Genomic DNA, 21,360 nt, shown 5'->3' with positions numbered 1-21,360 from the left:
CGTGGGCGCCAAGCTACATGGCGATCGTCGAGATCCAGGCTTGTACGGCGGCCCACGCCGGCTCTCGGCACCTACGCTGCCAGATTCCGATCAGATAAGGCTTGGCAGCCGCATCCATGCGGCTGACACCCCCGCGAACCCGCCCCGCCCGGCCTCTGACAATTTCCGGTTGCTTCCACCCACGGAAAGAAAAAAGAAGAGCAAAAGCTGCTTGGCTGGGCGCTCTTTGTAGAGCCGAGCCCACGCTCGGCTGCTGTTCGCGGTAGACCCAGCCGAGCATGGGCTCGGCTCTACTTTTTTCTCCGACATCAGAAACCGCTCTTGCCTTTGCCATCCGCATCACCTCATGAACCTGTCGAGGCCGGGGCGGTGTGGGTTGGCAGGGGTGTCAGCCGCATGGATGCGGCTGCCAAGCCTCCATGGACGGATTCACGGCGCCCCCTGCCAGCCCACACCGCCCCGGCCCACCCCCGGCATCATGAAGCGCCAGCGCTTTGGCTGTTGCCGTTGCTGTTGCTGTTGCCCTGCGCCTCTGCCTGCCGCAGGCATCGGCCCTCCCACCACCCGCACCCGATACAATGGCCGTCTGCCGCATCCCGGCATCCCGTCCCTGAGCCAAAGAGTTGCCCATGTCCATCGTCCGCATGACCGACCTCGACCTCTCCGGCAAGCGCGTGCTGATCCGCCAGGATCTGAACGTGCCGATCGAGAATGGCCGCATCACTTCCGAACAACGCATCACCGCTTCGCTGCCGACGCTCAAGCGCGCGCTGGAGCAGGGCGCGGCGGTGATGGTCACCTCGCACCTGGGGCGCCCGAAGGAAGGCGTGTGGACCGAAGCCGACTCGCTGGCACCGGTGGCGGCGCGCCTGTCCGAGCTGCTCGGCCGTGAGGTTCCGCTGGTGCGCGATTGGATCGACGGCGTCGACGTGCAGCCGGGCCAGCTGGTGCTGCTGGAGAATTGCCGCATGAACGTCGGCGAGGGCAAGGACGATGAAGCCCTGTCGAAGAAGTACGCCGCGCTGTGCGATGTGTTCGTGATGGATGCGTTTGGTACCGCGCATCGCGCCCAGGCCTCCACCCACGGCGTCATCCGCTTCGCCCCGGTGGCTGCCGGTGGCCCGTTGCTGATGGCCGAGCTGGATGCACTGGCACAGGCACTGGACGCGCCGGCCAAGCCGCTGCTGGCCATCGTCGCCGGCAGCAAGGTCAGCACCAAGCTGGAACTGCTGGCCAACCTGGTCGGCAAGGTCGATCAGCTGATCGTCGGTGGCGGCATCGCCAACACCTTCATCGCCGCAGCCGGTTACAACGTCGGCAAGTCGCTGTACGAACCGGACCTGCTGGATACCGCGAAGAAGATCGTGGCCGACGCCAAGGCGCGTGGCGCCGACATTCCGCTGCCGGTCGACGTGGTCACCGCCAAGCAGTTCCTGCCCGACGCCGTCGCGGAAGTGAAGGCGGTCGACGCTGTTGCCGAGGACGACCTGATCCTGGACATCGGCCCGCAGACCGCCGCGCAGTACGCGCAGCTGATCGAAAAGGCCGGTACCGTGGTCTGGAACGGCCCGGTCGGTGTGTTCGAGTTCGAGGCCTTCAGCAAGGGTACCGAAGCACTGGCCCGCGCCATCGCCAGCTCGCCGGCCTTCTCCATCGCGGGCGGCGGCGACACTCTGGCGGCGGTCGACAAGTTCGATATCGCCAAGGACGTCAGCTACATCTCCACCGGTGGCGGCGCGTTCCTGGAGTTCCTGGAAGGCAAGACCCTGCCCGCAGTAGCGGCACTCGACGCGCGCGGCGCATGAGTGCCGGCCACGGCAAGGATGTCCTGTTCTTCGACCTGGACGGCACGCTGATCGATTCGCAGGTGGGCATCACCGCCTGCATCGCCTACGCGCTGCAGAAGATGGACCATCCGGTGCCGGCGCAGGAAACGCTGCTGGGCTGGATCGGTCCGTCGCTGCGCACCACCTTCGCGCCGCTGTTCGGTGAACCGGCGCGGGTGGAGCAGGCGGTGGGCTTTTACCGCGAGCGCTTCGACGCCGAAGGTTGGCGCGAGCACACGGTGTACCCGCAGATTGAAGACACGCTGCGCACGCTGCATGGTCGTGGCCACCGCCTGGCGGTGGTCACTGCCAAGAACGAGCCGCACGCGCGGCGCATCCTCGCCCATCTGCCATTTGGTGGATTGTTCGAGGAGATCGTCGGTTCGACCCTGGATGGTTCGCGCAGCCACAAGCCGGAACTGGTCGGCGAGGCGCTGCGCCGCCTGCAGGTGCAGCCCGTGCAGTGCTGGATGATCGGCGACCGCCGCATGGACATCGAGGGCGCGCGCCACCACGGTCTGCGAAGCGTGGGCGTGCTGTGGGGCTTTGGTGGTGAAGCGGAACTCACTGAAGCCGGTGCGGGCCAGCTGGCCCACGAGCCGGCACAGCTGACGACGCTGCTGGCCTGATGCACCTTTGATCGGTAGCGCCGGGCCATGCCCGGCGGCTTTGCCCAGCGCCCGCCGGGCATGGCCCGGCGCTACCGGCCCCCTGCGCCAGCGTATGTCCGGACCATGTCCGCTGCATGACCCGCGGAGTCAGGCAGCACAAGGCTGTAACCGTATACATGCGGCGTGAAGGATGTGCTAATTTCCGTTCTTTATCGGGAGAGGCCCATTCACCATGTTCGAGCGTCAGCGTCGCACCAAGATCCTTGCCACCCTCGGTCCGGCCACCGATCCGCCGGGCGTGCTGGAGGATCTGTTCCGCGCCGGCGTCAACGTGGTGCGCCTCAACTTCAGCCATGGTGATCCTTCCGGCCAGGCCAAGCGTGCCGCCGAAGTGCGTGCCGCCGCCGCCCGCGTGGGCGTGGAAGTGGGCATCCTGGCCGACCTGCCGGGCCCGAAGATCCGCATCGAGCGCTTCGCCGAAGGCAAGGTGCAACTGAAGGCGGGCAACCGCTTCGACCTGATCGCCAGCACCAACGCCGGCCCGGGTGATGCCACCCAGGTGGGTGTCAGCTACCTCGGCCTGCCGCAGGACGTCGGTCCGGGTGACGTGCTGCTGCTCGACGACGGCCTGATGCAGCTGCAGGTGGTCGAGGTGCAGGGCGAACGCATCATCAACACCGTGCTCAACGACGGCGTGCTGTCCGACCGCAAGGGCCTGAACAAGCAGGGTGGCGGCCTGTCGCTGGGCGCGCTGACCGAGCGTGACAAGGAGCTGATCGGCATCGTCGCCAAGATCGGCGTCGACTTCATCGCCGTGTCGTTCTGCCGCAACGCGCAGGACATGAACGACGCGCGCGACATCGCCCGCTCGCACGGTTGCGACGCCGCGCTGGTGTCGAAGATCGAGCGCACCGAGGCCATCGAGAACCTGGAAGAAATCGTCGAGGCCAGCGACGTGGTGATGGTGGCCCGTGGCGACCTTGGCGTGGAAATCGGCGATGCCGAACTGCCGGGCCTGCAGAAGAAGATCATCAAGGCCTCGCTGGCGCAGAACAAGGTGGTGATCACCGCCACGCAGATGCTGCAGTCGATGGTGGAAAGCCCGATTCCGACCCGTGCCGAAGTGCTGGACGTGGCCAACTCGGTCATCGACGGCACCGATGCGGTGATGCTGTCGGCCGAGACCGCTGCCGGTGCCTGGCCGGTCAAAGCCGTCGAAGCGATGGCGCGCATCTGCCTGGGGGCCGAGCGCCAGTTCCAGACCGAAACCGACTTCAACGCTTCGCCGCGCAACCTGGAACGCGCCGACCAGGCCATTGCCATGGCCACCATGTTCCTGTCCCAGCACGTGGGCGTGCGCGCGATCGTGGCGATGACCGAATCCGGTGGCACTGCGCGTTACCTGTCGCGTTTCCGTGCCAAGGCGCCGGTGTTCGCGGTCACCCGCCATGACGGCGCACGTCGTCAGATGGCGCTGATGCGCGATGTCTACCCGATCAACTTCGACAGCCGTGGCCTGACCCCGCGCGAAGCCGCGCGGGGCAGCATCCGCCTGCTGGTCGAAGCCGAACTGCTGCAGGCCGGCGACCGCGTCGTGTTCACCAGCGGTGAACATATGGAAACCCTGGGCGCGACCAACACCCTGCGCCTGCTGGAAGTGGGTGAAGATGGCCGCGCCAGCGGCCTCGGCGATCTGTAAGGAGTGTTGGCCCGGGGTCGGAGCCGCGTTGCGGATCCGACCCCAGGGTCAGATCCCCGAAGGGGCTCTGACCCCATGCCGCAGGACATCCTTTGTCCTGCGCAGACGTGGAATCGTTTCCATCCTGACCTCGACACCGGGGCAACGGGCAGCGGGGCTATACTTACGTTTTTCCCGCACCCGCCACAGGAAATACATGAGCATCGAACAGCTGGCCGAAACCGCCCAGGCCATGGTCGCCCCGGGCAAGGGCATCATCGCGATCGACGAATCCACCGCTACCATCGCCAAGCGTTTCGCCGGCGTCGGTATCGAGAACACCGAGGAGAACCGTCGTGCCTACCGCGAGCTGCTGCTGACCACGCCGAAGCTCAACGAGCACATTTCCGGCGCCATCCTGTACGACGAAACCATCCGCCAGTCGACCAAGGACGGCGTGCCGTTCGCCAAGTACATGGCCGACCACGGCATGATTCCGGGCATCAAGGTGGACAAGGGTGCGCACCCGCTGGCCGGCTGCCCGGGCGAGCTGGTCACCGAAGGCCTGGACGGCCTGCGCGAGCGCCTGCAGGAGTACTACAAGCTGGGCGCGCGCTTCGCCAAGTGGCGTGCGGTCATCAACATCGGCGAGAGCATTCCGTCGGGCACCTGCATCGAGTCCAACGCGCATGCGCTGGCCCGTTACGCCGCCCTGTGCCAGGAATGCGGCCTGGTGCCGATGGTCGAGCCGGAAGTGATCATGGACGGCGACCACGACATCGAGACCTGCTACGAAGTCACCGAAGCCACCCTGCGTTCGCTGTTCGACGCGCTGTACCAGCAGAACGTGCTGCTGGAAGGCACCATCCTGAAGGCGTCGATGGTCATCTCCGGCAAGAACTGCGATGAGCAGGCCGACGTCGAGGAAGTGGCCGAGTCGACCGTGATGTGCCTGAAGAGCACCGTGCCGGCGATCCTGCCAGGCGTGGTGTTCCTGTCCGGTGGCCAGAGCGACGAACAGTCGACCGAGCACCTGAACGCGATGAACCAGCTGGGCAACCTGCCGTGGCCGCTGAGCTTCTCCTACGGCCGCGCCATGCAGCAGGCCGCGCTGAAGCTGTGGGCCAAGGACATGAAGGGCAACTACGCCGCTGCCCAGAAGACCGTGTACGAGCGCGCCAAGGACAACGGCCTGGCCGCGCTGGGCAAGTGGAACGGTTGATCCGTCCCATCGCTGGATGAACAGGGTAACGCCGGCATCACGCCGGCGTTTGCTTTTGCGGGTATCGTTTCCGGCCCCGCGCGCCCGGCCGGCACGCGGGAACTACATGGAAGGCCAAGGAGAAACAACATGCGTTTGGCAGCACTCACACTGACCGTTGCCGCGGTCCTGGTCGCCGGCGGTTGCAACCGCATCGGCGGCAGTGGTGACGCAGGCAAGGCCGCGTCGCTCGATTTCGACAAGCCGGTGTCCGGCGAGATCACCTCGCGCAGCGGCATCAACTTCAACGACGGCAGCCATCACCAGCTCTACCAGATCAAGCTGGAAGACAAGGATCTGGTCGGCCTGAAGCTCACCGGTGCCCTCAGCGGCTCGATCGCCGTGTTCAACAACGGCAGCCTCGTTTCCACCAGCAACACCGGTTACGAACGCGAAGGCGACGTCTCGCTGGCGTTCCGTGCCAACGGCGGCGGCACCTACCAGGTGGCGGTCAATGCCGATGGCCCGACCGCCTTTGGTCCGTATCGCCTGCGCGCCGAGAAGCTGAAACCCTACGACGGCAAGCCGTTGGCGGGCAGTGGCGAAATCGTGGACATGCTGGCCAGTGACTCGCAGGACTACACCCTGCAGGTGGACAAGGCCGGCCTGTACGAAATCCGCCTGGTGTCGGACGTCTTCGATCCGGTGCTGAAGCTGTCGGGCCAGGGCGTTGAAGCCGAAAACGACGATGGCAACGACAGCACCAACTCGCGGCTGACCCTGTCGCTGAAGCCGGGCAAGTACACCCTGACCGCGCGCGGCCTCGGCAGCGGTGTCAATGGCATGTTCACCCTGTCTGCCACCCGCATCGAACTGCCGGGGAATCTGGTCGAGCGCGATGGTACCGCCCTGCCGAAGTCGGGCAGCGTGTACACCATGCTGGACAACGAAGGCCGTCGCCGCTTCCTGCTGACGCTGGATCGTCCCGCCGACGTGCGCCTGGATGCGATCTCCAGCCAGGTCGATACCGTGCTGCGCGTGGTCGGTGGCGATGTCGAGCTGACCGACGACGACGGTGGCAACGGTACCAACTCGCGCCTGGAGGAGACCCTGCCGGCCGGCCATTACACCGTCGACGTGTCCAGCCTGAACAATGGCGCAGGCATGGTGGAAGTGCGCGTGCAGGTGGATGGTGCCAGCGCTGACGGTGCTGCCGCCTCCGCGGCCCGCGCTGCTGCCGACGCTGCAGCCGCCGTGGCCGATGACGCTGCTGCGGTGGAAGCTGCCAGCCGTTGAGCGTGATCCACGCCATGCGTGGATGACATCAACGGTGCAACGGAAAAGGCCGGGCAATGCCCGGCCTTTTCTTTTCCATGCTGTGTCGCGTTTCAATGCGCGGCGGCAAGGCCTGCATCGCCGAGCGGCGGCAGCATCGCGCCGCGAGGCTCGCTTTCCGTGGTCTGGCCGGCGGCGGCCAGCGCCTGCTGGTAGGCCTTGGCGGTGGCCGTGTTGAACGCGACCAGCACGATGCGCATCGGTTGCGCGTGGCTGCGCTGCCATGCCAGCGTTTCCGTCACCGCGATCTGTGCAGCCTGGTACAGCGGATAGCCATACACGCCGCAACTGATGGCCGGGAACGCGATCGACTGTACGCCCAGCGACTCGGCAAGCTGCAGCGATTTCCAGTAGCAGTTGGCCAGCAGTGCCGGTTCATCGCGCTGGCCGTCGTGCCAGACCGGGCCGACCGTGTGCAGTACGTGGTGTGCCGGCAGCGCATGGGCGCCGGTGGCGCGCACTTCGCCGGTCGGGCAACGAACGCCCGGGCGCAGCTCCGGCAGCCGCTCGCATTCGGCCAGCAATGCGGGGCCGGCTGCGCGATGGATCGCGCCGTCGACACCGCCACCACCGAGCAGTGTTTCGTTGGCCGCGTTGACGATCGCATCCACCGCCAGGGTCGTGATGTCGCCCTGCCAAACTTCGATCTTCATGCGTCCGTCTCCTGCCTGTGAGGTGATCCGCGCAGCATCTGCGCCGGCTGTTCCCACGGTAGGGGACAGGGCATCGATACTGCGTCATGACCGTCTCACGCGCTGCGATCCGACGGCCTTCACGCACGATGGCGGGCGACGCCTTCACGCAGGCTGAAGCAGGGCGCACGCCGGGCACGGCCCGGCGCTACCCGCAGTCGCACGTTGGTAGCGCCGGGCCATGCCCGGCGGATCGCATCACGGCAGGCCGGCCAGCCACTCGTCGTCGGAGCCTTCGTTCACATCGGCAAACAGCGGCGTGGAGAAGTAGCGTTCACCGGTGTCCGGCAGCATGGCCAGAATCACTGAACCCGGTTCGGCACGTGCGGCCACGTCCAGGGCACTGGCCACGGTGGCGCCGGCGGAGATGCCGACGAAGATGCCTTCCTCTGCCGCCAGCCGGCGCGCGGTGGCGATGGCGCGGTCGTCGTCCACCGAGACCAGTTCATCCACCACATCGCGGTTGAGCACGTCCGGCACGAAGTCCGGGGTCCAGCCCTGGATCTTGTGCGGCTTCCAGTCATCGCCCTTCAGCAGTGCGGCGCCGGCCGGCTCGGTGGCGATGATGCGGGTCTGCGGGCGCGCGACCTTCAGTACTTCACCCACGCCGGTGAGCGTGCCGCCGGTGCCCCAGCCGCTGACGAAGTAGTCCAGCCGCTTGCCGGCGAAATCGCGCAGGATTTCGGCGGCGGTGGTGTTGCGGTGATACGCCGGATTGGCCGGGTTGGCGAACTGGCTGGCCAGGAACCAGCCATGCTGTTCGGCCAGTTCGCGCGCCTTGCGCACCATGCCGCTGCCGCGTTCGGCGGCCGGGGTCAGGATCACCTTCGCGCCATACGCGCGCATCAGCTTGCGGCGTTCCACCGAGAAGGTCTCGACCATGGTCGCCACGAACTTGTAGCCGCGCGCGGCGGCAACCATCGCCAGCGCCACGCCGGTGTTGCCCGAGGTGGCCTCGACGATCGTGTCGCCCGGCTTGAGCACGCCGCGCGCTTCGGCGTCGAGGATGATCGCCAGCGCCAGGCGGTCTTTCACCGAGCCGCCCGGGTTGAACGACTCGACCTTGGCGTAGAGGCTGACCTGCGGCGGCGCCAGGCGCTGCAGCTTGACGATGGGGGTGTTGCCGACGGTATCGAGGATGGAGTCGTACAGGGCCATGGAAGCGCTCCGGAAACGGGGCCGCGCCGGGCTTCGGCGGGCGAAGGGGGAGGGCTGGCTGTTCAGGCCAGCGGCTGCCGGCTGACCGTAGCGCCGGCATATGACGCCCGGAAATGACCAGATACCTTTCTTAAACAACCTTTGGTTATAAGCTGGTGACGGCAATTGACCCTAGAGTGGACCTCCGCCCCACGCCGCCCGCCTCCCATGACGCTGACCCAGCTGCGCTACCTGGTTGCCATCGCCGACGCCGAGCTGAACATCACGCTGGCCGCTTCGCGCGTGCACGCCACCCAGCCTGGCCTGTCCAAGCAGCTCAAGCAGCTGGAGGACGAGCTCGGCTTCCTGTTGTTCGTGCGCAAGGGCCGCAGCCTGGAGTCGGTCACCCCGGCCGGCACCGAGGTCATCGCCCGCGCCCGCGCGGTGCTGTCCGAGGCCAACAACATCCGCACCTACGCTGCCAACCAGCGCCGCGAGAGCCAGGGCCAGCTGATCCTGACCACCACCCATACCCAGGCACGCTTCGTGCTGCCGCCGGCGGTGGCGGCCATCAAGCAGGCCTACCCGCAGGTGAGCGTGCACCTGCAGCAGGCCGGCGAAGCCGACGCACTGGACCGCCTGAACCAGGGTGATGCCGATATCGCGATCATCAGCACCGCCGGTGGCGAACCCACCGATGGCATCGCGGTGCCGCTGTTCCGCTGGCGACGGCTGGTGGTGGTTCCGAAGGGCCATCCACTGGATCGCGCCGGTCGTGCACCGGACCTGGCCGCGCTGGCCCGCCAGCCGCTGATCAGCTATGAATCCTCGACCCGGCCGAACTCGTCGCTGCAGCGCGCCTTCGCCGCCAACGGGCTGGTGCCGGACCTGGCGCTGACCGCGCTCGATGCCGACCTGATCAAGACCTACGTGCGTACGGGGCTGGGCGTAGGCCTGCTGGCCGAGATGGCGGTCAGTTCCAACGACGAAGACCTGAGATCGTGGCCGGCGCCGGATCCGATCAGCGAGTGCATCGCCTGGGCGGTGCTGCCGCGCGACCGGGTGCTGCGTGATTACGCGCTGGAGCTGGTGCATGTGCTGGCCCCGCAGATTGATCCGCGCGATCTGCGAAGAGTCCTGGATGGCAACCAGGCCGCTGCCTGGCCGGTGCCACCGACCTGGGAATCCCTGACCCAGACCATCACGGTGTGAGGTTGGTCGAGCAGGGCTTGCAGCCCTGCACCCACTACGACATTCAAGCAACAGCAACAGCAACAGCAGAAGCGTGCATTCCGTGGGTTGGCGGGGCGGTGTCGGAGTGCGGGGACGCCGTAAACCCGTCCCTGGTGGCTTGGCAGCCGCTTGCTCGCGTGCGCATTCCTGCGCACACGGCAAGACCGGGGTTGGGCGTCCTGCCCAACCCGCCCGAGGCATGCCTCGGGCCCATGCGGCTGACACCCCGCACTCCGACACCGCCCCACCTCTGACAGATTCCGGCGGCTGTTGGTAGGTGTCGACCTTGGTCGACACGGTAGATCCACGCCATGCGTGGATGAAATCTTCCAGATATCGAAATACATCTGGGGTCAGATCCGTTTTCCTTCGGAAAACGGATCTGACCCCGAGAGTCGTTCCGACAGATCGCGCAAAACTGTCGAAGGCGGGGTGGGTCCGGTTGCGGGAGTGTCCGCGGCATGGATGCCGCGGCCAAGCCCCCATGGATGGGTTTACGGCGTCTCCCGCAACCGGACCCACCCCGCCATCCCACGGATTGCCCGCTTTTGACGTTGACGTTGACGTTGATTCGGCAGGTGCAGGGCTGCAAGCCCTGCCGACAAACCTCCTCCTGCGACGGTTCGTCGCACGGGTAACCCTGGACCCGGATCTACACTAGCGGGGTGACCCGCTTGTCCCGCCCGCAACACCTTCTGCTCCAGCTTGCCATCCTGGCGACGCTGCTGATGGTGCTTGCGCCACTGGTCAGCCGCGCGCTGCAGGCGCAGCCGATGGAGCACGCCGCAATGGCGGGCATGGACCACGCGGCCATGGGCCATGACATGCACGACATGGCCATGGCCGGGCACGATCAGCATGGCGCTGCGCCGGCAGCGCCCAACCACCCCGCCGATCCCCACGCCATGCACGGCGAAGCCTGCGAGTACTGCGTGCTGGCCATGCGCCTGCTGCCGTGGCTGGCGGTGCTGGTGCTGCTGTTGCCGTTGATGTGGCGGCCGCGCCTGGTGTTCCCGTGGTCGCAGCAGGTGCTGCCCGCGCTGCACTGGCCAGCACATGCGGCACGTGGGCCACCACGCGTCTCCATCGTCCGCTGATATCCCCATGAATCTGCCGCACGACGCCTGATCGGGCGCCGTGCGCGTGTGCGTACCCTGGAGCTGTTCCGATGAAAATGACTTCCCGCCCCGCGGGCGCCTGCGCGCGCCTGCCGGTTGCCCTTGGCTTGGCCGTGGCCATGTCACTGGCCCACGCTGCGCCCGCCGAAGAAGCGCGCACCCTCGACACGATGGTGGTCACCGCCGCCGCACCGTCCTCGCCGCTGCACTGGGTGACCGATCCGCGCCTGCCGCGGCAGCCGGTGCCGGCCAGTGATGGTGCCGATTACCTGAAAACCGTTCCCGGCTTCTCCGCCATCCGCAACGGCGGCACCAATGGCGACCCGGTGCTGCGCGGCATGTTCGGTTCGCGCCTGAACATCCTCAGCAACGACGGCAACCTGATCGGTGCCTGCCCGTCGCGCATGGACAATCCGCTGTCCTACATCGCCCCGGAGAGTTTCGACCGCCTGACCATCATCAAGGGCCCGCAGAGCGTGCGCTGGGGCGCAGGTGCGTCGGCCGGCACCGTGCGCTTCGAGCGCGACACGCCGCGCTTCGAGGAGCCGGGCGTGCGTGCCGATGCCAGTGCGCTGGTCGGTTCGCGCAACCGTAACGACCAGGTACTGGACCTGACCCTGGGCAACCCGACCGGCTACGTGCGTGCCAGCGGCAACCGTTCCGAAGCCGATGACTACAAGGATGGCCACGGTGACGTGGTGCCGTCGAAGTGGCGCAAGTGGAACGGTGATGTGGCGATCGGCTGGACGCCGGACGCCGATACGCTGCTGGAAATCTCCGCCGGTGCCGGCGATGCGATCGCGCGTTATGCCGGGCGCGGCATGGACGGCGCCGCGTTCGAGCGCACCAGTTACGCGGCACGCTTCGAGAAGCGCAACCTGCCGGGTGCGTGGGACACGGTGCAGGCCAACGTGTACTACAACGAAGCCGACCACGTGATGGACAACTACACGCTGCGCACGCCGAATCCCAACAGCATGATGCCGATGCCGATGGCCTCGAACGTGGACCGCCGTACCCAGGGCGGCCGGGCCAGTTCCGAGTGGCGTTGGCAGGACGTGCAGCTGGTGGCGGGTGTGGATGGCGAAGACAGCCGCCACCGCGGCCGCATGGGCATGGGCCGCGACACCTACCGCCAGGCGACGTGGGAGACCGATGCCAACTTCCGTCGCTATGGCGTGTTCAGCGAACTGACCCTGGGCGCCGGCACCGACCAGCGCTGGATCAGTGGCCTGCGCATCGATCGCGCCAGCGTCCGCGATGAGCGGCAGTCGATCCGCGGCATGATGGGGAACATGCCCAATCCGACCGCAGGCCAGCGTCGCAAGGAATGGCTGGGCAGTGGTTTCCTGCGCTACGAGCAGGATCTGGCCGACGGCCTGACCTGGTATGCCGGTCTCGGCCACAGCCAGCGCATGCCCGATTACTGGGAGCTGTTCTCGCCCGATCACGGTCCGGCCGGTGCACCGAACGCGTTTGCCGGCATCCAGCCGGAGCGCACCACCCAGCTCGACGTCGGCCTGCAGTACAAGGGCCCACGCGTGCAGGCCTGGGTCTCGGCCTACGCCGGGCAGATCCAGGACTACATCCTGTTCACCTATCACGGCAGCGGCATGATGGGCATGAGCCAGGCCAGCAACATCGATGCGCGCATCGCCGGTGCCGAGGCGGGGCTGGAAGTGAATGTGGCCGAGCAATGGAAACTGGGGGGCACGCTGGCTTACGCCTGGGGCGAGAACCGCGACCAGCAGCGTCCGCTGCCGCAGATGCCGCCGCTGGAAGCGCGCCTGAGTGCGAACTGGGAAGGCCAGCGCTGGAGTGCCGGGGCACTGCTGCGTGCGGTGACCCACCAGCACCGCGTGGCCGACGGGCAGGGCAACGTGGTCGCCCAGGACCTCGGGCCGAGTGCCGGTTTCGCCACGTTCGCGCTCAATGCGGCGTACCGTTTCAGTTCGCAGCTGCAGCTCAGCGCGGGGGTCGACAATCTGTTCGATCGCGCCTACAGCGAGCACCTGAACCTGGCCGGCAGCGCCGACTTCGGCTTCCCGGCCGATCCGGTGCGCATCAACGAGCCCGGGCGCAGCCTGTGGATGAAGGTGAACTACCGGTATTGACCAGCGTGCGGAACGGTAGCGCCAGGCCATGCCCGGCGTTGCTGCCGGGCAAAAAAAAACGGGGCCGGATCCCCGCCAGGATCCGCCCCCTGCCCAACGCCCTCCGTCGGGCAGCTTCGACTCTACGATGGCAACGCCTGCGTTGCACGGCTGGATACACCCCGACACACGCCGACACCGCCATGGGCAGCCTTGCACGGAACGGGTTCAAGGCGCTATCACGGCTTCGGTTCCACGCCGGTAAACGCTTGGCACATACCGCTTTTGCGGGCCCTTGCCTACACTCGGCGGCCGTGGATCAATCAGGACCGTTCATGTTGGCTCGTATCGCTTCGACCCTGGCCCTTGGCCTCAGCCTGGCCGTGCTGGCCGGGTGCGCAGGCAAACAGGAGGCCGCCGCACGTCGGCAGGGCGAAGCGGTGCCGGTCACGGCGCAGGTGGTGCAGCCCACGCAGTGGAATGACACCCTGCAGGCGCTGGGCACGGCCAAGGCGCGCGAGTCGATCAGCGTCACCGCCAAGGTCAGCGAAATCGTCGAGAAGGTGCATTTCGAAAGTGGCCAGCACATCGCCGCCGGAGCACCGATCGTGACCCTGCGCGGGCAGGCCCAGGAAGCGGCGCTGGTGCAGGCGCAGGCCACCTTCCACGAGGCCGACCAGCTGTACAAGCGCCAACGCGAGCTGGCCACGCAGCGGCTGGTCTCCAGCGCCACGCTGGATACGCAGAAGTCGATCCGCGATGCCGCCGAGGCGCGCGTGGCGCAGATGCAGTCGGACATCGGTGACCGCCGCGTGCGCGCGCCGTTCGCCGGCGTGCTCGGCATCCGCCAGGTCAGCCCGGGCACGCTGCTGACGCCGACCACGGTGATCGCCACGCTCGATGACATCGAACATATGCACATCGATTTCCAGGTGCCGGAAGTGGAACTGGCCGCACTGGGCGTCGGTGACAAGGTGAGCGCCACCAGCGTGGCGTGGCCGGGCCGCAGCTTCGAAGGCGTGGTCAGCACCATCGATGCGCGCATCGATCCGGCTACCCGCGCGGTGACCGTGCGTGCCGACTTCGCCAACGGTGACCACGCGCTGCGCCCGGGCATGCTGCTGGACGTGCGCCTGTTCCGTCCCGAGCGCCCGGCGCTGGTGGTGCCGGAAATCGCCGTGGTGCAGGTGGGCCGAGATACCTTCGTGTACCGCATCAGGAACGACGACAGCGTCGAGCGCGTGGACGTGGTGACCGGTGCGCGCCGTGCCGGCGTGGTCGAGATCAAGCAGGGCCTGGACGCCGGCCAGCGCATCGTGGTCGATGGCACCGGCAAGCTGCGCCCGGGCCTGAAAGTCGCGGCCAAGGATGCGGCACCGGCCAGCGGTGCGAAGCCGGCTGATGCGCCGGCACCGGTGGCGGCCGAGGGCCACGGCGGATGAAGCTGTCCGACATCTCCATCCAGCGGCCGGTGTTCGCCGTGGTGATGAGCCTGCTGTTGCTGGTACTGGGCGTGATGTCCTTCACCCGCCTGACACTGCGTGAACTGCCCGCCATCGATCCACCGATCGTCTCGGTGTCGGTGGACTACACCGGCGCCTCGGCGGCCGTCATCGAAAGCCGCATTACCCAGGTGCTGGAAGATGCATTGGCCGGCATCGAAGGCATCGATACCATCAACGCGCGCAGCACCAACGGCCGCTCGCAGGTCAGCATCGAGTTCACTTCCAACCGCGATATCGAAGCGGCGGCCAACGACGTGCGCGATGCGGTCAGCCGCGTCGCCGACCGCATGCCGGAAGAAGCGCGCCCGCCGGAAATCGCCAAGGTCGAAAGCGATGCCGACCCGATCATCTGGTTCAACATGGTCTCCTCGACCATGGACACGCTGGAGCTGAGCGATTACGCCGACCGTTATGTGGTCGACCGCTTCTCCAGCCTCGATGGCGTGGCCCAGGTCCGCATTGGCGGTCGCCAGCGCTATGCGATGCGCATCTGGCTGGACCGTGACCAGCTGGCCGCGCGCGGGCTGACCACCGGCGATGTGGAAGCCGCACTGCGCAACGAGAACGTGGAACTGCCGGCCGGCCGCATCGAGTCGACCGACCGCGATTTCACCCTGCGCGTGGAGCGCAACTACATCAAGCCCGAAGACTTCGCCACCATCCCGCTGGGCAAGGGCCGCGATGGCTATGTGGTGCGCATGGGCGACGTGGCGAAGATCGAACTGGCCTCGGCCGAGCGTCGCGCGTACTACCGCAGCAACGGCGAGCCCGGCATCGGCCTGGGCATCGTCAAGACCTCCACCGCCAACTCGCTGGACGTGGCGCGCACCGCGCGTGCCGAAGCCGAACGCGTTGCGCTGTCGCTGCCCAAGGGCACGCAGATCTTCGTGGCGTTCGACAACACCACCTTCATCGAAGCCGCCGTGGATCGCGTCTACGCCACGCTGGTGGAGGCGATGATCCTGGTGCTGGCGGTGATCTGGCTGTTCCTCGGCAGCTTCCGTGCCGCATTGATTCCAGCGGTGACCGTGCCGGTCTGCCTGGTGGCCGCCTTCATCGCACTGTATGCGTTCGACTTCTCGATCAACCTGCTGACCCTGCTTGCCCTGGTGCTGTGCATCGGCCTGGTGGTGGACGATGCGATCGTGGTGGTGGAGAACGTGCAGCGCCGCATCGACCTGGGCGAGCCCCCACTGGTGGCCTCCAAGCGCGGGACTACCCAGGTGGCCTTCGCGGTGATCGCCACCACGGCCGTGCTGGTGGCGGTGTTCCTGCCGGTCGGTTTCCTGGAAGGCAATACCGGCCGCCTGTTCCGCGAACTGGCGGTGGCGCTGGCGGCAGCGGTGGCGTTGTCCGCGTTCGTGGCGCTGACGCTGACGCCGATGATGGCCTCCAAGCTGCTCAAGCCGCATACCGGACAGGCGCCGCGCGGCCTGCATGGCTTCATCAACCGCAACCTGGAACGCCTGGCCTCGGGCTATGGCCGTGTGCTCGACCACCATGTCGACCGCACCTGGATCTACCTGCTGGTGATGGTGGCCGCGCTGGCCGCCAGCTGGGGCCTGCTGAAACTGCTGCCGTCGGAGCTGGCGCCGGCCGAAGACCGCGGTTCGTTCCAGATCATGATCGACGGCCCGGAAGGCGCCGGCTACGACTACACCGTGCAGCAGGTACAGCAGGTGGAAGCGCTGCTGGCCCCGCACGTCGGCCCGGACAAGCCGATCGTGCGTGCCAACCCGCGCGTGCCCGGCGGTTGGGGCGCCAGCGAGGAAATGCACACCGGCCGCGTCAGCATCTTCCTGCAGCCGTGGCGCCAGCGCAGCGAGGCCACCCCGGATGTGGCCAACGCACTGCAGAAGGAACTCGATACCATGCGCGGCGTGCGCGTGCGTACCCAGGTCGGTGGCGGCCTGGTGCGCAGTGGCGGCCAGCCCTTCCAGATCGTGCTGGGCGGGCCGGAGTACGCGGAAATCGCCCAGTGGCGCGACCGCATCCTGCTGCGCATGGCCGACAATCCCGGCCTGGTCGGCCCGGATTCGGACTACAAGGAAACCCGGCCGCAGATGCGGGTGAACATCGACCGCCAGCGTGCGGCGGATCTCGGCGTGCCGGTCACCGCGATCGGTTCGGCGCTGGAAACCATGATGGGTTCGCGTCGCGTCACCACCTTCGTCGACAACGGCGAGGAGTACGACGTGCTGGTCCAGGCCGGTCGCGATGGCCGTGCCAGCCCGGCCGACCTGGCCGCGATCCGCGTGCGTGCCACCTCCGGCGAACTGGTGCCGCTGTCCAACCTGGTCACGCTCAGTGAAGTGGCCGAGGCAGGCACCCTGAACCGCTTCAACCGCCTGCGCTCGATCACCATCACCGCCGGCCTGGCGCCGGGCTATCCGCTGGGCGAGGCCATCGCCTGGGCGCAGAACGTGGCCCGTGAGGAGCTGCCGCAGTACGCGCAGGTGAACTGGAAGGGCGAATCGCGCGAGTACCAGAGTGCCGGTGGCGCAGTGCTGCTGACCTTCGCCATGGCCCTGCTGGTGGTGTACCTGGTACTGGCCGCACAGTTCGAAAGCTTCATCCACCCGCTCACCATCATGCTGACCGTGCCGCTGGGCGTGCTCGGCGCGCTGGTCGGCCTGTGGGTAAGCGGGGGCACGGTGAATCTTTTCAGCCAGATCGGCATCGTGATGCTGGTCGGCCTGGCGGCAAAGAACGGCATCCTCATCGTCGAATTCGCCAACCAGCTGCGCGACGACGGTCGCACGGTGCGCGAGGCGATCATCGAATCGGCGATGGTGCGCCTGCGCCCGATCCTGATGACTTCGATTGCCACCGTGGTCGGCGCGATCCCGCTGGTGGTGGCCGGTGGCCCCGGCTCGGCCAGCCGTGGCACCATCGGCATCGTGATCATCTTCGGCGTGACCCTCTCGACGTTCCTGTCGCTGTTCGTGGTGCCGGCGTTCTACGCGCGGCTGGCCCCGTACACCCGCTCGCCGGAAGCGGTGAAGCGCGAGCTGGAGAAGCAGGAAGCCGAATCGCCCTCGGTGGGTGGGCATGCCTGACCCTCGCGCCGACGGGGGCGGATCAGGGGGCGGATCCCTTTCCCAACGGGAAAGGGCTCTGACCCCAGTCCTCGACGGCCATGGCTTCCGACTGCGCCCCTGGCACCCCGACGACCTCGAATCACTGCTGCGCCACGCCAACGACCCCGACGTATCGCGCGGCCTGCGCGACCGCTTCCCGTACCCGTACACGCGGGCCGATGGCGAAGCCTTCCTCGCCGGCCGCGTGCTCACGCCGGGTACCCTGAATCTGGCCATCGAGATTGATGGCCACGCCTGCGGCAGCGTCGGCGCCCAGCAGGGCAGTGCCGAGCGCGGTCATATGGCTGAACTCGGGTACTGGCTGGGCCAGGCCCACTGGGGCCAGGGCCTGATGACCCGCGTGGTCGGCCTGTTCGCCCCTTGGGTGATGGACGAGCTGCGCCTGTTCAGGCTGCAGGCCGGGGTGGTCGACTTCAACCTCGGCTCGGCACGGGTGCTGGAAAAGAACGGTTTCCAGGAAGAGGGCGTGGACCGCTGTGCGATCTACAAGCGCGGCGAGCTGCACGACCTGCGCCGCTTCGCCCGGGTACGCACCCAGCTGCCCTGAGCAGCCGGGGAGGGGGAGGGGTAGAGTCGACTGTCAGTCGACCATCGCGCGCAGCGCGGGTTTTTCCGCAGCTTGAAGGAGAGCAGTCGACTGACAGTCGACTCTACCGCCGCTGTTCCGGCCCTTCCGAGGCCGCCTGCCTCCCCCGTTCCTTCTGCCGCTACCGCAGCGGCCTTCGATCAGGGAGAATCGACCGGTCCCCTCCAGCCGACGGGACGTCCTTACAACCCGCCGACTGGAGAGAGCGCGCGTGGAAGCTACCGTACATTTCATCAACAGCATCATCTGGAGCAAGGCACTGATCTTCATGTGCCTGGCCGCCGGCCTGTTCTTCAGCCTGCGCACCCGCTTCATGCAGATCCGGGGTTTCGTCGAGATGTGCCGCCTCACCGTCAAGGGTGAGAAGTCCGACGCCGGCGTGTCCTCGTTCCAGGCCCTGGCCATGTCGATGGCCGGTCGCATGGGCATCGGCAACATCGCCGGCGTGGCCACCGCCATCGCCTTCGGCGGCCCCGGTGCGATCTTCTGGATGTGGGTGATGGGCTTCCTCGGCGCGTCCACCTCGTACGTGGAATGCACCCTGGCGCAGATCTACAAGACCAAGGATGCCGAAGGCCGCTACCGTGGTGGCCCGGCCTATTACATCGAAAAGGCCATGGGCCTGAAGTGGTACGCGCTGGCCTTCGCCATCGCCACGATCATCGCTGCCGGCTTCCTGATGCCGGGCGTGCAGGCCAATGCCATCGCCGACAGCATCATCAACGCCTGCCGCGGCACTGCCCTGTGCGGTCCGCTCGATGGCCAGGCCTTCGGCATGGAGTCGGTGCAGGCGCTGAAGCTGGGCATCGGCATCGTGGTGGCCCTGCTGCTGGGCGTGGTGATCTTCGGCGGCGTCAAGCGCATCGCCAACTTCGCTGAAGTGGTGGTGCCGTTCATGGCCGCCGGTTTCATCCTGATGGCCATCGTCATCATGATCATCAACTACGACCGCGTGCCGGAAATGTTCGGCATCATCTTCAAGAGCGCCTTCGGCACCCACGCCGCATTCGGCGCGATGATGGGCCTGGCGGTGGAGTGGGGCATCAAGCGCGGCATCTACGCCAACGAAGCCGGCCAGGGGTCGGGCCCGCATGCGGCGGCCGCCTCGGAAGTCTCGCATCCGGCCAAGCAGGGCTACGTGCAGGCCTTCGCCATCTACTTCGACACCATGATGGTGTGCACCGCCACCGCGTTCCTGATCCTGGCCAGCGGCACCTACAACGTGTACTCGCCGGTGCCCGGCGCCGCGCCGATCTTCCAGGGCCTGGCCGGCATTCCGGAAGGTGCGGGCTACGCGCAGGCCGGCGTGGAAGCGGTGTTGCCGGGCTGGGGCTCGGCGTTCGTCTCGATCGCCATCTTCTTCTTCGCCTTCACCACCATCATGGCGTACTACTACATGGCCGAGACCAACCTCAGCTATGTGAACCACAACAAGAAGCGCCCGCTGACCGTGCTGCTGCTGCGCCTGGGCATCATCGGCATGGTGGTGTTCGGTGCGTTCCACAACGCGACCCTGGCCTGGGCGCTGGGTGACATCGGCGTGGGCCTGATGGCCTGGCTGAACATCATTGCCATCCTCATCATCCAGAAGCCGGCGATGCTGGCCCTGCGTGATTACGAACGACAGAAGAAGCTCGGTCTCGATCCGACCTTCGACCCCGATGCCCTGGGCATCAAGAACGCCGATTTCTGGCGTCAACGCAAGCTGGAGTTGTCCCGTAGTGAATGATCCCTGGAAGAATGCCCGCCGCCCGTCGTCGCGACCGCCGCGGGCCACCCCGCTGCCTCCGCGCGAGGGCGGCACCCCGCCGCCGCCGGGGCGCGGCAACGACGAGCTGCGCCTGTATGGCTGGAACGCCGTGCAGGCACTGTTCGCCAAGCGCCCGCAGGCGCTGCGCAAGCTGTACCTGGTGGACGCGCTGATTCCACGCATGCAGCCGGTGCTGAAGTGGTGCGTGGCCAACCGCGTGGGCTATCGCGTGGTGGAAGAGGGCGACCTCAACAAGCTGGCCGCCACCACCCATCACGAAGGCCTGGTGGCCGACGTGCTGCGCGCGCCGGTGGTGCCGCTGGCGCAGTGGCTGGCGGAGCTGGGCGAGGGCCCGGCGCTGGCGTTGTGGCTGGATGGTGTCGGCAACCCGCACAACTTCGGCGCGATCCTGCGCTCGGCCGCGCACTTCGGTGTCAAGGCGCTGCTGCTGCCGGCCGGCAGCACGCTGGCGCCGTCCGGTGCTGCCGCACGCGTGGCCGAAGGCGGTGCGGAATCGGTGCCGCTGGTGCAGTTGCCGGAGACCGCAGAGGCGATGGCGCAGCTGCGCAGTGCCGGTTTCGGCCTAGCCGCAACCCTGGTCGAGGGCGGTGATGACGTGTTCCGCGCGTCCCTGCCGGAGCGGCTGGTGTACGTGATGGGCGCCGAAGGCGAAGGCATGGACCGCAACCTGGCAGGGCAGTGCGATCTGCAGGTCTCGATCCCCGGCAGTGGCGCGGTGGAGAGCCTGAACGTGGCCTCGGCCACGGCAGTGCTGCTCGCGCAGTGGGCCAGCCGACGCGGCTGATCCCGTATCCGGGGTCGCATGATCGGGGTCGGATCCCTCGCCGCAGGCGAGGGCTCTGACCCTGCCGGGTTCCTGATTCAGGACCCGCCGTGGTGGGTGCGAACCCTGGTCCGCACCGCTCCTGCCGCCGCGCTCGCCGGGCATGGCCCGGCGCTACCGATACGGGATCTGCCGTGGTGGGTGCGAACCCTGGTTCGCACCGCTCCTGTCGCCGCGCTCGCCGGGCATGGCCCGGCGCTACCGATACGGGATCTGCCTTGGTGGGTGCGAACCTTGGTTCGAACCGCTCCTGCCGCTGCGCTCGCCGGGCATGGACCGGCGTTACCGATGCGGGATCTGCCTTGGTGGGTGCGAACCTTGGTTCGCACCGCTCCTGCCGCCGCGCTCGCCGGGCATGGCCCGGCGCTACCGATGCGGGATCTGCCTTGGTGGGTGCGAACCTTGGTTCGCACCGCTCCTGCCGCTGCGCTCGCCGGGCATGGCCCGGCGTTACCGATGCAGGACCCGCCTTGGTGGGTGCGAACCCTGGTTCGCACCGCTCCTGCCGCCGCGCTCGCCGGGCATGGCCCGGCGCTACCGATACGGGATCTGCCGTGGTGGGTGCGAACCTTGGTTCGCACCGCTCCTGCCGCTGCGCTCGCCGGGCATGGCCCGGCGCTACCGATACGGGATCTGCCGTGGTGGGTGCG

General features: G+C 67.4%; 15 protein-coding genes. 13 read left to right on the top strand and 2 right to left on the bottom strand.

Going from position 1 to position 21,360, the window contains the following annotated elements; genetic code table 11:
• Positions 1-629 precede the first annotated feature (629 nt).
• From AC5P88_RS20305 to AC5P88_RS20285, 5 genes are all read left to right on the top strand, one after another.
• Positions 630-1,805 carry a phosphoglycerate kinase gene (locus tag AC5P88_RS20305; protein ID WP_106551323.1) on the top strand — a complete coding sequence of 392 codons (1,176 nt, stop codon included), beginning with the start codon at positions 630-632 and terminating at the stop codon, positions 1,803-1,805.
• Positions 1,802-2,455, top strand: a complete 654-nt coding sequence (locus AC5P88_RS20300; protein WP_495225881.1) for an HAD hydrolase-like protein — start codon at positions 1,802-1,804, stop codon at positions 2,453-2,455. The genes AC5P88_RS20305 and AC5P88_RS20300 overlap by 4 nt, the downstream gene beginning before the upstream one ends.
• Positions 2,456-2,669: 214 nt before the next feature.
• Positions 2,670-4,136, top strand: a complete 1,467-nt coding sequence (gene pyk, locus AC5P88_RS20295; RefSeq protein WP_106551325.1) for a pyruvate kinase — start codon at positions 2,670-2,672, stop codon at positions 4,134-4,136.
• A 196-nt stretch (positions 4,137-4,332) separates the two neighbouring features.
• Positions 4,333-5,337 carry a class I fructose-bisphosphate aldolase gene (locus tag AC5P88_RS20290; protein WP_049427418.1) on the top strand — a complete coding sequence of 335 codons (1,005 nt, stop codon included), beginning with the start codon at positions 4,333-4,335 and terminating at the stop codon, positions 5,335-5,337.
• A 129-nt stretch (positions 5,338-5,466) separates the two neighbouring features.
• Entirely contained in the window at positions 5,467-6,612 is a 1,146-nt protein-coding gene (locus tag AC5P88_RS20285) for an ABC transporter substrate-binding protein (RefSeq protein ID WP_495225880.1), read from the top strand.
• A gap of 92 nt (positions 6,613-6,704) precedes the next feature.
• On the opposite strand, the gene AC5P88_RS20280 is transcribed toward AC5P88_RS20285, so the two are convergent.
• On the bottom strand, positions 6,705-7,304 hold the full coding sequence (locus AC5P88_RS20280; RefSeq protein ID WP_495225879.1) for an O-acetyl-ADP-ribose deacetylase: 600 nt from the start codon (positions 7,302-7,304) through the stop codon (positions 6,705-6,707).
• Between the two features lie 237 nt (positions 7,305-7,541).
• Positions 7,542-8,501, bottom strand: coding sequence for a cysteine synthase A (gene cysK, locus AC5P88_RS20275; RefSeq protein ID WP_106551328.1), 960 nt, complete (start codon positions 8,499-8,501; stop codon positions 7,542-7,544).
• Between the two features lie 207 nt (positions 8,502-8,708).
• Here cysK and AC5P88_RS20270 point away from each other — a divergent pair, with 207 nt between their 5' ends.
• The 8 genes from AC5P88_RS20270 (at position 8,709) to AC5P88_RS20235 (ending at position 20,671) form a co-directional block, all read left to right on the top strand.
• Entirely contained in the window at positions 8,709-9,692 is a 984-nt protein-coding gene (locus tag AC5P88_RS20270; RefSeq protein WP_049427427.1) for a LysR family transcriptional regulator, read from the top strand.
• Positions 9,693-10,378: 686 nt separating this feature from the next.
• Positions 10,379-10,810 carry a DUF2946 domain-containing protein gene (locus AC5P88_RS20265; RefSeq protein ID WP_495225878.1) on the top strand — a complete coding sequence of 144 codons (432 nt, stop codon included), beginning with the start codon at positions 10,379-10,381 and terminating at the stop codon, positions 10,808-10,810.
• 71 nt (positions 10,811-10,881) lie between these two features.
• On the top strand, positions 10,882-12,945 hold the full coding sequence (locus AC5P88_RS20260) for a TonB-dependent copper receptor (RefSeq protein WP_495225877.1): 2,064 nt from the start codon (positions 10,882-10,884) through the stop codon (positions 12,943-12,945).
• A 314-nt stretch (positions 12,946-13,259) separates the two neighbouring features.
• On the top strand, positions 13,260-14,366 hold the full coding sequence (locus tag AC5P88_RS20255; RefSeq protein WP_495225876.1) for an efflux RND transporter periplasmic adaptor subunit: 1,107 nt from the start codon (positions 13,260-13,262) through the stop codon (positions 14,364-14,366).
• Positions 14,363-17,488, top strand: a complete 3,126-nt coding sequence (locus AC5P88_RS20250) for an efflux RND transporter permease subunit (RefSeq protein WP_495225875.1) — start codon at positions 14,363-14,365, stop codon at positions 17,486-17,488. Before AC5P88_RS20255 ends, AC5P88_RS20250 begins: the two co-directional genes overlap by 4 nt.
• Complete coding sequence (locus tag AC5P88_RS20245) at positions 17,481-18,077, top strand: GNAT family N-acetyltransferase (protein ID WP_495225874.1); 597 nt, start codon at positions 17,481-17,483, stop codon at positions 18,075-18,077. The genes AC5P88_RS20250 and AC5P88_RS20245 overlap by 8 nt, the downstream gene beginning before the upstream one ends.
• Before the next feature lie 250 nt (positions 18,078-18,327).
• Positions 18,328-19,845 carry an alanine/glycine:cation symporter family protein gene (locus AC5P88_RS20240; protein ID WP_106551214.1) on the top strand — a complete coding sequence of 506 codons (1,518 nt, stop codon included), beginning with the start codon at positions 18,328-18,330 and terminating at the stop codon, positions 19,843-19,845.
• Positions 19,838-20,671, top strand: a complete 834-nt coding sequence (locus AC5P88_RS20235) for a TrmH family RNA methyltransferase (RefSeq protein WP_495225873.1) — start codon at positions 19,838-19,840, stop codon at positions 20,669-20,671. The genes AC5P88_RS20240 and AC5P88_RS20235 overlap by 8 nt, the downstream gene beginning before the upstream one ends.
• Positions 20,672-21,360 lie beyond the last annotated feature (689 nt).

The organism is Stenotrophomonas sp. YJH_SMC_8, assembly GCF_059371315.1.
Note: the sequence above shows the minus strand (reverse complement) of the source record. Positions and strands in the feature narration are given on the sequence as shown.

Excerpts from the sequence above, each read along its gene's own strand:
- AC5P88_RS20305 (WP_106551323.1), top strand. The coding sequence starts at position 630 with ATGTCCATCGTCCGCATGACCGACCTCGACCTCTCCGGCAAGCGCGTG.
- AC5P88_RS20300 (WP_495225881.1), top strand. The coding sequence starts at position 1,802 with ATGAGTGCCGGCCACGGCAAGGATGTCCTGTTCTTCGACCTGGACGGC.
- pyk (WP_106551325.1), top strand. The coding sequence starts at position 2,670 with ATGTTCGAGCGTCAGCGTCGCACCAAGATCCTTGCCACCCTCGGTCCG.
- AC5P88_RS20290 (WP_049427418.1), top strand. The coding sequence starts at position 4,333 with ATGAGCATCGAACAGCTGGCCGAAACCGCCCAGGCCATGGTCGCCCCG.
- AC5P88_RS20285 (WP_495225880.1), top strand. The coding sequence starts at position 5,467 with ATGCGTTTGGCAGCACTCACACTGACCGTTGCCGCGGTCCTGGTCGCC.
- AC5P88_RS20280 (WP_495225879.1), bottom strand. The coding sequence starts at position 7,304 with ATGAAGATCGAAGTTTGGCAGGGCGACATCACGACCCTGGCGGTGGAT.
- cysK (WP_106551328.1), bottom strand. The coding sequence starts at position 8,501 with ATGGCCCTGTACGACTCCATCCTCGATACCGTCGGCAACACCCCCATC.
- AC5P88_RS20270 (WP_049427427.1), top strand. The coding sequence starts at position 8,709 with ATGACGCTGACCCAGCTGCGCTACCTGGTTGCCATCGCCGACGCCGAG.
- AC5P88_RS20260 (WP_495225877.1), top strand. The coding sequence starts at position 10,882 with ATGAAAATGACTTCCCGCCCCGCGGGCGCCTGCGCGCGCCTGCCGGTT.
- AC5P88_RS20255 (WP_495225876.1), top strand. The coding sequence starts at position 13,260 with ATGTTGGCTCGTATCGCTTCGACCCTGGCCCTTGGCCTCAGCCTGGCC.
- AC5P88_RS20250 (WP_495225875.1), top strand. The coding sequence starts at position 14,363 with ATGAAGCTGTCCGACATCTCCATCCAGCGGCCGGTGTTCGCCGTGGTG.
- AC5P88_RS20245 (WP_495225874.1), top strand. The coding sequence starts at position 17,481 with ATGCCTGACCCTCGCGCCGACGGGGGCGGATCAGGGGGCGGATCCCTT.